Origin of the sequence: Mesorhizobium sp. M0018 (assembly GCF_040323955.1) — a bacterium.
GTDB lineage: Bacteria > Pseudomonadota > Alphaproteobacteria > Rhizobiales > Rhizobiaceae > Mesorhizobium.
Window position 1 is genome coordinate 212,011 of record NZ_JAMYVL010000010.1, and the last position, 11,810, is coordinate 223,820.

General features: G+C 62.7%; 10 protein-coding genes. 5 read left to right on the forward strand and 5 right to left on the reverse strand.

Annotation, left to right across the window (positions count from 1 at the left end; all coding sequences use genetic code 11):
• Nucleotides 1-136 precede the first annotated feature (136 nt).
• Nucleotides 137-1,054 carry a KPN_02809 family neutral zinc metallopeptidase gene (gene ypfJ, locus NKJ81_RS16775; protein ID WP_352473939.1) on the forward strand — a complete coding sequence of 306 codons (918 nt, stop codon included), beginning with the start codon at nucleotides 137-139 and terminating at the stop codon, nucleotides 1,052-1,054.
• Nucleotides 1,055-1,204: 150 nt separating this feature from the next.
• Nucleotides 1,205-2,473, forward strand: a complete 1,269-nt coding sequence (locus NKJ81_RS16780; RefSeq protein ID WP_352541093.1) for a TCR/Tet family MFS transporter — start codon at nucleotides 1,205-1,207, stop codon at nucleotides 2,471-2,473.
• Nucleotides 2,474-2,528: 55 nt separating this feature from the next.
• On the opposite strand, the gene carA is transcribed toward NKJ81_RS16780, so the two are convergent.
• On the reverse strand, nucleotides 2,529-3,746 hold the full coding sequence (carA, locus tag NKJ81_RS16785) for a glutamine-hydrolyzing carbamoyl-phosphate synthase small subunit (protein ID WP_352541094.1): 1,218 nt from the start codon (nucleotides 3,744-3,746) through the stop codon (nucleotides 2,529-2,531).
• A 320-nt stretch (nucleotides 3,747-4,066) separates the two neighbouring features.
• Between carA and NKJ81_RS16790 the strand changes: the two genes are divergently transcribed.
• Nucleotides 4,067-4,516, forward strand: coding sequence for a GatB/YqeY domain-containing protein (locus tag NKJ81_RS16790; RefSeq protein WP_292658734.1), 450 nt, complete (start codon nucleotides 4,067-4,069; stop codon nucleotides 4,514-4,516).
• A gap of 56 nt (nucleotides 4,517-4,572) precedes the next feature.
• Complete coding sequence (locus NKJ81_RS16795) at nucleotides 4,573-5,130, forward strand: GNAT family N-acetyltransferase (RefSeq protein WP_352473942.1); 558 nt, start codon at nucleotides 4,573-4,575, stop codon at nucleotides 5,128-5,130.
• Nucleotides 5,131-5,132: 2 nt separating this feature from the next.
• Here the strand turns inward: NKJ81_RS16795 and NKJ81_RS16800 are convergent, their stop codons facing one another.
• The 3 genes from NKJ81_RS16800 to NKJ81_RS16810 all read right to left on the reverse strand — a co-directional run bounded on the left by NKJ81_RS16800 (nucleotide 5,133) and on the right by NKJ81_RS16810 (nucleotide 8,448).
• A complete protein-coding gene (locus NKJ81_RS16800; protein WP_352473943.1) occupies nucleotides 5,133-6,314 on the reverse strand; it encodes an MFS transporter in 1,182 nt (393 codons plus the stop codon).
• Between the two features lie 127 nt (nucleotides 6,315-6,441).
• Entirely contained in the window at nucleotides 6,442-6,651 is a 210-nt protein-coding gene (locus tag NKJ81_RS16805; RefSeq protein WP_352473945.1) for a DUF2061 domain-containing protein, read from the reverse strand.
• Between the two features lie 132 nt (nucleotides 6,652-6,783).
• Nucleotides 6,784-8,448, reverse strand: coding sequence for a Na/Pi cotransporter family protein (locus NKJ81_RS16810; RefSeq protein WP_352473946.1), 1,665 nt, complete (start codon nucleotides 8,446-8,448; stop codon nucleotides 6,784-6,786).
• A 378-nt stretch (nucleotides 8,449-8,826) separates the two neighbouring features.
• On the opposite strand from NKJ81_RS16810, the gene NKJ81_RS16815 reads away from it, so the two are divergent.
• Nucleotides 8,827-9,216, forward strand: a complete 390-nt coding sequence (locus NKJ81_RS16815) for an RcnB family protein (protein ID WP_352473947.1) — start codon at nucleotides 8,827-8,829, stop codon at nucleotides 9,214-9,216.
• 87 nt (nucleotides 9,217-9,303) lie between these two features.
• On the opposite strand, the gene NKJ81_RS16820 is transcribed toward NKJ81_RS16815, so the two are convergent.
• The coding region (locus tag NKJ81_RS16820; RefSeq protein ID WP_352541095.1) for a putative Ig domain-containing protein at nucleotides 9,304-11,810 on the reverse strand (2,507 nt) is incomplete at its 5' end.

The following is an 11,810-nucleotide window of genomic DNA, read 5'->3' on the forward strand; positions in this document are numbered from 1 at the left end:
GGCAAGCGTCAGCAAGCATTGCTTGTTCGCACGAAAAATACTGTGACTTGGCGTAACCGTTGAGATAATTGTTGTCGTGTCCGATCGAACCGGGACACGGCCCGATCGGCCGGAAAATTGCATCACGGGGGTTGCCATGCTCTGGAAGGGCCGTCGTCAGAGTGACAATGTCGAGGACGAGCGCGGCCAGAGCGGCGGGCTTGGCGGCGGGCCGGGGCAGTTTCGCATCCCGATCGGCGGTCGCGCGGGCGGCGGCGGCATGTCGGGCATTATCATCGTAGGGTTGATTTTCCTGGCAGGGTGGTATTTCGGCTTCGACCCGAGTCAGATCCTCGATAACAGCGGCTTGCAGCCCGGCGGCGGTCAGATCACCGACAATAGCGGTGCGCAAGGCGGCGGCACCGGTGCGCCCGCCTCCGACGAGATGAAGCAGTTCGTGTCGACTGTGCTGGCCGAGACCGAGGACACATGGACCGGTATTTTTCAGTCCGAGGGCCTGACCTATCAAGATCCAAAACTGGTCCTGTTCAGCGGACGGATCGGCTCTGCTTGCGGCTCTGCCTCGTCAGCGGCCGGACCATTCTACTGTCCCAACGATCGCAAAGTCTATCTCGACACCACCTTCTTCCAGCAGCTCGATCAGCAGTTCGGTGCCTCGGGCGATTTCGCACAGGCCTATGTGATCGCGCATGAGGTCGGCCACCATGTGCAGAACCTCGTCGGCATCCTGCCCAAATTCAACCAGATGCGGCAGAGCATGGGCGAAGCGGACGCCAACCACATGTCGGTGCAGGTCGAGTTGCAGGCCGACTGCTTTGCCGGCATCTGGGCGCATTTCACCGGTCAGAAAGGCATCTTGGAACAGGGCGACATGGCGGAGGCACTGAACGCCGCCAAGCAGATCGGCGACGACACGCTGCAGAAGAAGATGCAGGGCTACGTCGTGCCGGAAAGCTTCAACCACGGCACGTCGCAGCAGCGGCAGACCTGGCTGGCGCGAGGCTTCCAGAACGGCAAGCTTTCGGACTGCGACACGTTCAACAACCCGATCTGAGCCGACGGTTTTCTCCTAATCCGAGAGACTGGATCGCAGTCAGGGGATGTCAGGATGAAAGCACTCTGCCCGTTCCCTCATTGTTCCCAGCGATGTGCTCGCCTATAAGGTGTGTTCCCGTTAGCTTGGGCGGCCCGAGGAGATACCATCATGATAGACCCCAAAACCGCCAGGCGGGGCCTTGCGCTTGTTTTCACCACCCTGCTGCTCGACATCATTGGCTTCGGCATCATTATGCCGGTGCTGCCGGCCTATCTCAGGGAATTGACCGGCGTCGGCATCAGCGAGGCGGCTATCGAGGGCGGCTGGCTGTTCTTCGTCTATGCGGCGATGCAGTTCGTTTTCGCACCAGTGATGGGCGGGTTGAGCGACCGGTTCGGGCGGCGGCCTATCCTGCTTGCCTCGGTGCTGACGTTCGCTATCGACAATCTGATCTGCGCTATCGCCTGGTCCTATCCGATGCTGTTCATCGGCCGCGTGCTGGCCGGCATTTCCGGCGCCAGTTATTCCACGACATCGGCATTCATTGCCGATATCTCGACCGACGAAAATCGTGCGAAGAATTTCGGGCTGCTCGGCATTGCTTTCGGCGTCGGCTTCGTCATCGGGCCGGTTCTGGGCGGGTTGCTCGGCACGTTCGGGCCGCGTGTGCCGTTCTATTTCGCTGCCGGGCTTGCTTTCGCAAACTTTCTGATCGCGCTGTTTCTGTTGCCGGAAACACTTGATAACAAGCACCGTCGCCGCTTCGAGTGGAAACGCGCGAACCCGGTCGGCACGCTCGTCCAGATGCGCAACTACGAAGGTATCGGCTGGATCGGACTTGTCTTCTTTCTGATGACGCTGGGGCACATGATGTATCCTGCGGTCTGGTCGTTCGTCTCCAGTTATCGCTATGGCTGGAGCGAACAACAGATCGGCTTCTCGCTCGGCGCTTTCGGCCTGTGCGGGGCGATCGTCATGGCGACAGTCCTGCCGCGCGTGATCCCTAAGCTCGGCGAGTGGAAGACGGCGGTAATCGGTCTGGCATTTACCGCACTCAGCGCCTTCGGCTACGCCTTCGCGTCACAAGGCTGGATGATCTATGCAGTGATCGTCGTCGGATGTCTCGAGGCGTTGGCCGACCCGCCGCTCAGAAGCCTGGCGGCCGCCAAGGTGCCACCTTCCGCCCAGGGCGAACTCCAAGGCGCAATGACCTCGATCTTCTCGATTACGTCGATCATCACACCGCTGCTTTATACGGCGATCTTTTCCTGGTTCACGGGCCCGAACGCGCCCGTGGTTTTCGGCGGTGCCCCCTATCTGCTCGGCGCGATTTTCCTCACGCTGGCGCTCGTCGTCTTCGTCACCAGGGTGGCCAAGCCGACGCCGAAGGAAGTCAAACGCGTGCACACGCAGGAAGCCGTGACGGACGGGGCTTGATCGGCGCCGGGAGCCCGGCCGGCGCCGTCAATCAAATCCGTTTTTACGCAATGCGCTAAACACGCTCGGCCAGTGCCGGCTCGCCGCGCTTTTCGCGGATGAGATTGACGAAGCGGCGAAACAGATAGTGCGAATCCTGCGGGCCGGGCGAGGCTTCGGGATGATGCTGGACCGAGAAGACCGGCCTGCCGGTGAGCGCAATGCCGCAATTCGAACCGTCGAACAGCGAGACATGGGTTTCCTCGACGCCGCTCGGCAATGAGTCGGCGTCGACGGCAAAGCCATGGTTCATCGAGACGATCTCGACCTTGCCGGTGGTGTGGTCCTTGACGGGATGATTGGCGCCGTGGTGGCCCTGATGCATTTTTGCGGTCTTGCCGCCCAGCGCCAGCGCCAGCATCTGGTGGCCGAGGCAGATGCCGAAAAGCGGGATTTCGGTCTTCAACAGATCCTGGATAACCGGAACGGCGTAGTCGCCGGTGGCTTCCGGATCGCCAGGGCCGTTGGATAGAAAAATGCCGTCCGGCCGCATCGCCAGGATCTCCTCGGCGCCGGTTTTTGCCGGCACCACAGTGACCTTGGCGCCGAGGCCGGCCAGCAGGCGCAATATGTTGCGCTTGACGCCGTAGTCGACGGCAACGACGTGCATCGACGGATCAGCCTGTTCGCCAAAGCCCTCGTTCCAGACCCAAGGCGTCTCGCGCCAGACTGATGACTGGCCGGAGGTCACCTCCTTGGCGAGATCAAGCCCGATAAGCCCTGACCATGCGGCGGCGCGGCGCTTGAGGTCATCGATGTCGAAGATACCGTCGGGCGCGTGCGCGATGACGGCATTGGGCATGCCCTTTTCGCGGATCAGCGCGGTCAGCGCCCGCGTGTCGATGCCTGAAAGTGCGACGATGCCGCGCTTCTTCAGCCACTGGTCGAGACCGGTTCCGGCCCGGTAATTCGAGGGGTTGGTGACATCGGCCTTGAACACGGCGCCGACGGCGCCGGCGCGGGCCAGCGGGTTGAGGTCTTCGGTGTCTTCGTCATTGGTGCCGATATTGCCGATATGCGGAAAGGTGAAAGTGACGATCTGGCCGGCATAGGATGGATCGGTGAGTATCTCCTGGTAGCCGGTCAGCGCGGTGTTGAAGCAGACCTCGGCGACGGCGGAGCCGGCGGCGCCCAGACCACGGCCCTCTATGACAGTGCCGTCGGCCAGCACCAGCAGGGCTGTCGGCCTCTCGCTGGCCCAAGGGGGGGTCGACGCGGCTGTCATCGTAGCCATGGCGGCACTCCTAAAGGTTGCGCCCTCAGTCGGCGCAACAAAAGGCGCGAAGCGGCGATCTCACAGCCTCGGCGCGCTAGGTTTTCATTTGTGCCTGTCGTTGCCCAAAACCGCTGCGCATTTTTGGGCGACGTGCACTAGAATTCAATTTCATGCAAGGCCCAGTACATAGGGGAAGGCGCCAAGGCGGTCAATGATGCCGCGCCGTGCGAGCCTAGATTTATTTCGTCGAATAATATCAGCGGTTTGCCGGACGCTATCGAGTTTGCCTTGAGCTATCGGCACGACTATTGTCCGCCGCATTCGAAGGAGAAAGCACCATGCGAGGCAAAATCGCCGAATCCCTGAAGAGCGCGATGAAGTCGCAGGACAAGCGCCGGCTGCCGACATTGCGGCTGATCCAGGCGGCCATCCATGATCGCGACATCGCCAATCGCGGCGCCGGCAAGGAGCCGGCGAGCGATGACGAGATCCTGCAGATCCTGGCCAAGATGGTGAAGCAGCGCGAAGAATCGGCCAAGGCGTTCGATGACGGCAAGCGGCCGGAGCTTGCAGCGCAGGAGCGCGACGAGATGGCCATCATCCGCGACTTCCTGCCGACGCAGCTGGGCCAGGCCGAGACGGAAAGCGCCGTCCGTTCCGCCATCGCCGAGACTGGTGCCAGCGGCGTCAAGGACATGGGCAAGGTGATGGCGGCGCTCAAGGAAAAATACGCCGGCCAGATGGATTTCTCCAAGGCGAGCGGCATCGTCAAGAGCCTGCTGCAGTAAGCCGCCGAAGGCCCTTGCCGTCGCGCCCGCAATCCGGCAGCCAAAAGCTCGCGCCCGTGATCGAACTCGTCAAACCGGCGTTTGAACACCTGCCGTCCTACAAGGCGGCCCTCGAGCGCGGCTGGTCGCCGGACAATGTGCGGCTGCTCGACGCGACGCGCGAGCAGCTTGCGGCTATCGAAAAGGATCCAGCGACTTTCCTTGGCGATCTCGACGATTCCGATGGCAAGGGACCGCCGATCACCTTGCCCGACGGTTCGACGGTGCCGCGGCTGCCCGGATTCCGGCGCTGGATCTGGGACGGGGAAGTCGCAGGCTCAATCGGCCTGCGCTGGCAGCACGGCACCGCGTCGCTGCCGTCGCATGTGCTCGGCCACATCGGCTATGCGGTGGTGCCGTGGAAACGGGGACGCGGCTATGCGACCGAGGCGCTGCGGCTGATGCTGGTGGAGGCGAGGGCGGTTGGCCTGCCCTTCGTCGAAATCACCTGCAAGCCTCACAATGTGCCCTCGCAGAAGGTCGTTCTGGCCAATGGCGGCCGGCTGGTCGGGCGTTTCTTCGAGGACGCCGCCTATGGCGGCGCGGAAAGCCTGCGCTACCGGATCGATCTGTAGCCCTATTCGGCGGCAGCCGGCAGCGGCGGCGCAGCCCGGCTTCGCCATTCCCAGACATGCGAGGCAAGCGCAACCGCGACGGCGACCAGCATGGCGATCGCGCCAACCACCGGCAGGCTGCGATAGCCATAGCCGGCATTGAGCATCGCCGCGCCGAGCGATGCGGCGAGCGCGATGCCGACATTGAAGCCCGACGGGATGAGCGACGAGGCAAGGTTGGAGGCGTCCGCGGTCCAGGTCAGGATGCGGGTCTGGATCGGCGTGCCGATGGCAAAGTTGAGGCCGCCCCAGACGAAGATCGCTATCACCATCGGCAGCGGGTAAGGGCCGACAGCGTAGATCAAGGCGAGCATTGCCGCCTGTAGGAAAAGCATGGCGATAAGCGACGGCATCAGCTTCCAGTCGGCGAGCCGCCCGCCGACAAAGACGCCGATCGTTGCGCCGACGCCGTTGAGCAAGAGCACCCAAGGTATCCATTTCTCGTCGAGGCCGGTGACCTCAAGCAGCGTCGGCGTGATGTAGGTGAACAGGCCGAACTGGCCGATCATCAGCATCAGCATAATAATGAGCGAGGTCCAGACCTGCTGGCGTGCGAGCACACGGACCTCGCTTCCAAGGCTCGCCGACGGGCTCGACGATCCCGTCTTGCGCGGCAGCAGGGCGCCGACTGCCGTGAAGGCCACCACACCGAGCGCGCACATCACCCAGAATGTCGCACGCCATCCCCAGATGTTGCCGATTGCCGTGCCGGCCGGAACGCCGATTACGTTCGATACGGTGAGGCCGGACAGGATCAGCGCCACCGCCATGCCGCGCTGGTCTTCGCGCACGAGGCCGACGGCCACCACCATGGCAACGCCGAAATAGGCGCCATGCGCGACGGCCACCGCTATCCGCAACAGCAGCATCGAGGCGAAGTCGGGCGCCAGCGCACAGGCGGCCTGGCCGATGGTGAAGGCTGCAGTCAGTCCAAGCAGCAGGGCCTTGCGGGAGAAGCTTTTGGTGGCGAGCGCCAGCAGCGGGCCGCCGACTGCAATGCCGCCGGCATAGCCGGAAACGAGATAGCCGGCGGTCGGGATCGCGACACCAAGGCCCTCCGCCACCTGCGGCAGCACGCCGGCGATGACGAATTCGGTAGTGCCGAAGGCGAAGGCGGCAATGAACAGGGCAATGAGGGGGAGCATGGCGGAAAGGCGATCCTCAGATAAGGTCGCCTCAAACCACGGATGAGGGCAGCGGGCAATCCAGAAATTGTCGACGCCGCTTTAGCTTTTCTTGATCGCCGGTCAGGCGTCCGCGCGGAGGCAAGAGCTAGGCGGCTGCCTTCCTCCCGTAAGGAATTTTCAGCCACGCACGTTCGTGAAAATAGTAGAGCAGCGACTTGGTGACGACCTCGGTCAGGCCGATGGCAGCGGCGAGCTTAATGCTTCCGGTCACGACGAGCGAAATGATCATCGTATCGATGGTGCCGGTGATGCGCCAGGAAAGCGCTTTGGCGAAGCTGCGAGAATGGGTGTCCATCGACTTTCCTTCCGGTAGATGCGGCGATCTTTAGCCGACAGACAGGAGGTGGCGCAAAGATAATTTCTGCGCATTGGCCCACAGCAATTTTCATAGGCGATGTTGTGAAGCTTCCCGGCCTGTGGATGCAATCTATCCGGCCTTCAGCCGCGAACCGGTGAGCAGGCCACGTTCTTCAAGAACGGGATAGGCCATCGAGGCGAGCAGCGAGTTGATCTGCTTGAGGTCGCGAATGGTGTCGAGATGGATGGAACTGGTCTCGACACTCTTGGCGGTGCCGTCGCGCAGCCGCACGAAATGGCTCTGGCTGGTTTCCTTCTCGCGGTCGCGCAGCCGGTCCTTTTCCAGCACCAACTGGCGAGCGGTCTCCGGATCGCGGGACACCAGCACGTTGAAGGCAAGCCTGGCATTGGCAAGCACCAAGGCATGGAAGGCGCAAAGCTCACGCCAGCCTTCCGGCGTGAACTCCAGCCCACGCTCGAATTTCTTCTTCACGTGGACCAGCATGTTGCGCACGATGATGTCGCCGACCTGCTCCAGCTTGACGCAGGCGCCGATCAGTTCCTGGCAACGCAGCGCCTCGTCCTCGCTCAGCGGGTTCTTGGTGACCCTGGCCAGATAGAGCTTGATCGCAGCGTGCTTCCTGTCGACACGGTCGTCGAGTGCGGCCAGCGCGCCGATCTTGTCGGCATCGGCGCTCTCATAGAGCTCGATGATCCGTTTCAGCATGATCTCGACCGTTTCGCAGACCCGCACCACCTCGCGGGTGGCGTTGGCCAATGCCTGGCTCGGCACGTCGAGCGCACTTTCGTTGAGCGCCGAAAGCTCGACGACGTCGAGCGCGTTGGCGGCCTGGGGCTTGGTGCCCAACGCCACGATCCTTTCCGAGGCGCGATAGACCAGGCTCGCCAGCGGTAGGCCGGCGATCAGGATCAGGATGTTGAAGACAATGTGGGCATTGACGATCTGCTCGGGCACCGTGTTGCCCAAGAAGGCGACCGGCGGTTTGAACGTCAGGAACAGGATCAGCATGATCAGCGAACCCATGCCGCGCATCAGGAGATTGCCGATCGGCACGATACGAACGCCGGGTTCTGCGTTGCGGGTTAGAAGCGGCGCGATGATCGAAGAGCCGAGATTGACACCCAGCACCAGCACGATACCGAGTTCGGGCGGGATGAAGCCGCGGCCGGCCAGCGTCACCATCAGCAGCACCGCGGCGATCGAGGAATGGAACAGCCAGGTGACCAACGCCGCCAGAAGATAGGCGGTAACCGGATCGCCGGAGAAGTAATCGACGATGAGCGGCATCAGCGTGCTCTGGCGCAGCGGCTCCGACGCCTGGCCGATCATCTCCAGCGACAGAAGCAGCAGGCCGATGCCGACCAGGATGCGGCCGAACTGGCGCCAGTCGCGCCGCTCGGTGGCCATGAACATGACGGTGCCGGCGACCAGGCAGATCGGCACCAGCAGCGACAGATCGAAGGTGAGCAGCTTGACCACGAGTGCCGAGCCGATCTCGGCGCCGCGCACCGCAAGCTGGCCCGACATGCCGCTGACAATACCGGAGCCGGCGAACGAGCCGACCAGCAAGGTGACGGCGGTCGAGCTTTGCAGCGCGACAGCCAGGCCGCAGCCGGCCAGAACCGCCATGAACGGATTGCGCATTGTGGCGCGCAGTTTGTGGCGCAGCACATCGCCATAGGCGCGCTCGACGCCGGTCTTCACCAGACGGGTGGCAAACAGCATCAGTGCGACCGCACCGGCCAGGTGCAGCAAGACGACCGAGCCACTCATGCCAGGCCCCGCAACGCGACAGGTGCCAGCGACGCGGGCGCGGTGAAGTCAAAGAGGCAAAAGTGGGCGCGAATCGTGGACATTGCAGAGGTTGATATTACTCCGATTTATTTTAGCCGAATAATAAATTTTGCCCGGTTCGGACGCGTGTTGCCACGCGACGGGGCGTGTCGGAAATGGATGGCTGACAAAATGGTTGCATAGCCTGCGGAGTTGCGGCGGGTCATGCGTCCATTCTCGGGCGCCCGCTTTAAAGGTAGCGCTGAATTAGTCGTTCTAAATGTAAGAAATCATTACGAAAACGTAATCTCGGTGTTCAGTTTCGGTTCATCCTTCCGGCTCTATTCCGTAGGCATCGACAACCAAGGAGTACCCGCCATGAAACGCATCGTTCTTTCCGCCATTGCCTTCTCGATGCTGGCTGCAACCACCTGGCAGGGCCAGGCCGCACCTCTGAACACACCAAACGCGCCGCAGTCGAACTACAGCCAGGTCGACTGGCAGAAGCCTGGCAGGCATGTCGACGTGAACAAGCATGTCGACGTGAACAAGCGCGTCCTAGTGAAGAAGAAGATCGTTGTGAAGCGCAGCCATTGGCGCAACGGCCAGAGATATTCCAGCTGGAAGCGTCACCAGCCGATCCGCGACTATCGCCACTATGGCCTGCGCCGTCCGGGTCCCGGGCAGGAATGGATCCGGGTTGGCAATGACTATCTGCTGGTCAGCGTTCTTTCCGGCTTGATCTTCGGCGCCATCGCCACGCAGTGACCGCGGAACGTCTGACCGGCACGGCGCTGGTCAATGAAAGAGAGGCGGCCCGCCAAGGCCGCCTTTTTTCATTGGTCCATCTTGATCCTAATTCAGCGCGGCCGAAAGTTTCACGGTTCCGCTGAAATACTTCGCCGAATCGGAGCCGATGCCGCCATAGCTGGTGGAGAGGCCGAGACGCATGCCGCCCGGCATGCGGGTATCGATGCCGGCTCCGACGCGGCCATGGAAATTGTCGGCGCCGCTTTCGGTCGCTGTGTCGCTTATGTCGAAGACGCCGTCGAGCCGCAGGTTAAAGTCGAGGGTAACGTCGTCATCCGTGACATGGCGATAGGAAACGCCGGGGCCGAAGGCGATCTGGCCGAGGCCGGCGGTGACGGAGGGAATGGGGACGTTCAGGCCGTCGACATAGGCTCCCGATTTTTCCTCGAAATAGGAGAAGCGCGCCCGCGGCGAGAAGGTCCAGGCGTCATATTGCCATTCCCCTTGCAGCGTGGCGCTGACCAGCCAACGGCTGGCGTCGAAGCCGTCGGTGTAGGTATCCATGGGGCTGACGCTGTTCGAGGATGTTCCAGCTCCGGCGAGCAAATCGAAATACAGATTGTCCGTCAGCCGAGCGGTCAAATAAGGCCCGGCGATCCAGCCGGTGCCCTCGGCGGTTCCGCCGCCGCTGCCGGTGAAGCCGTCGGTACGATCGATCTGGACGAAGGCGCCAACAAGCAGATTGCGGCTGACCAGATAGTCGGCGCCGAAGGTTGCGAGGGCGAATTTGCCGTCTTGGTCATTGATGTCGAAGCGGCTGTAAGTGCCTTCGAACCAGATGTCGAACAGGCTGTTGGCATCTTCCCCGCCAAGCCGCCGCATGGAGGCAAGGCTTGCGCTGACATTGACCGAGTTGGTGTCGGCCATGCCGGGCAGGTACGCGAGCAGGGTGGCCACTGGGCTGCCGCTGCCGGCGACGCCGTCGAGCCGGTCGATGCGGCGCTGGATGTCGGGCTGGTTCTCCAGGATGAGGCTGGCGCGTGTCTCCATGAATTCCTTGATGAGCGCCGTGGTATTTTCGCGTGAATTGGTGCTGGCGAACGTGCAGACGACGCTTTCGCCGGGCGCCATGTTGATCACAGCCGTGCGGTTCGCCACATTGCCGACGGAATCGCCATCGTTGCAACTGATCGAGGTCAAGGCGAAGCCGGCGGCGGTCATGTCGGCGGCGGTGATGCTGTAGGAGCCGGTCGGCAGCGAAACGGCCGGTCCGTCGCCGGAGCCGCTGCTGGTGGCGATGGTGAAGTTGAGGCCGGGCGCCGGCGAGGAGAAGCCGAAGGAGCCGTCGCCGCTGTCGGTGGTCTGGCGGATGGTGATGGAGCCCAGGGCGTGGACTTCCTGGGCGAGCGCGCTGGAGGTGCTTGTCGCGTTGTTCGCGTCGCCATTGTAGGTCGCGACGACCTGACGGGTGCCGACCGGGAGGGCGGACGTCGTCAGGGCGGCGGTACCGCCGGCGAGCGCGACCGTAGCGGCGGGCGAGCCGTCGACACTGAAGGTGACCGTTCCGGCCGGCGGCGGGTTGCCGGGAGCCGAAACCGTTGCCGTGAAAGTGACCTGATCGCCCTGATTGGAAGGGTTGAGGCTGGAAACGACCAAGGTGGTGGTGCCAAGCTTGTCGATGGTCACCGAATAGGCCTTGGAACCGGATTTCCCATTCTGATCGGTTGCAACTGCGGTGAAGTCGAATGTGCCGGTATTGGTCGGGGTACCGGAGAGCAGACCGGTCGCGTCGAAGCTGATGCCCGACGGGAGGGTTCCGGACGTCAGCGCGAAAGTATAAGGCACCGCGCCGCCGCTGGCCGCAAGCTGTTGCGAATAGGCCTGGTTGTATATGGGGTTTGGCAAGGATGCCGGCGTCAGCTCGACGGTCGGCTCGGCAATGATCAGCGTGTAGGATTTCGAACCGATGAAACCGTTTGCGTCGGTTGCCGCCACGACCAGGTTGAACGTGCCGGTATTAGTCGGGGTTCCGGAGAGCAGACCGGCCGCGTCGAAGCTGATGCCCGACGGGAGGGTTCCGGACGTCAGCGCGAAAGTGTAGGGCGTCATACCGCCGCTGGCCGTCAGCTGCTGCGAATAGGCCTGGTTGTAGACCGGACTGGGCAATGACGGCGGCGAGACCGTGATCACGGGCGGTGTAAAGGTGACCGTGTTGTCGGTGCTGGTCGAGGCTTCGTTCGCATCGACGGCGGCGTTGGTTGCCACGCCGGCCGGTATTGTGGCCACGACGGACCCTGAACCCGTCATGCCGCTGACCGCGACGCTGAAAGTGCTGCCGGAGCCCGTAACGACAGCGATGGTGGCGCCGGCGGCGCCGGAAAGCACAACGTCGCTGCCGCTGAAGCCGGTCACCGGCTCGCTGAAGACCACGTCGAAGAGGATTGGTGACGAACCGGTCGGATCGCTCTGGCCGGCAGCCTGGTTGACGGTCACTGTCAGCGGCGGTGGTGGCGGCAGATTGTAGGTGACGGTATTGTCGGTGCTGGTCGAGGGCTCGTTCGGATCGACGCTGGCGTTGGTTGCCACGCCGGCCGGTATTGTGGCCACGACGG

Coding starts and splice junctions, on each gene's coding strand:
- NKJ81_RS16790 (WP_292658734.1), top strand. CDS start 4,067: ATGCGAGGCAAAATCGCCGAATCCCTGAAGAGCGCGATGAAGTCGCAG.
- NKJ81_RS16805 (WP_352473945.1), bottom strand. CDS start 6,651: ATGGACACCCATTCTCGCAGCTTCGCCAAAGCGCTTTCCTGGCGCATC.
- carA (WP_352541094.1), bottom strand. CDS start 3,746: ATGGCTACGATGACAGCCGCGTCGACCCCCCCTTGGGCCAGCGAGAGG.
- NKJ81_RS16815 (WP_352473947.1), top strand. CDS start 8,827: ATGAAACGCATCGTTCTTTCCGCCATTGCCTTCTCGATGCTGGCTGCA.
- NKJ81_RS16810 (WP_352473946.1), bottom strand. CDS start 8,448: ATGAGTGGCTCGGTCGTCTTGCTGCACCTGGCCGGTGCGGTCGCACTG.
- NKJ81_RS16800 (WP_352473943.1), bottom strand. CDS start 6,314: ATGCTCCCCCTCATTGCCCTGTTCATTGCCGCCTTCGCCTTCGGCACT.
- NKJ81_RS16780 (WP_352541093.1), top strand. CDS start 1,205: ATGATAGACCCCAAAACCGCCAGGCGGGGCCTTGCGCTTGTTTTCACC.
- ypfJ (WP_352473939.1), top strand. CDS start 137: ATGCTCTGGAAGGGCCGTCGTCAGAGTGACAATGTCGAGGACGAGCGC.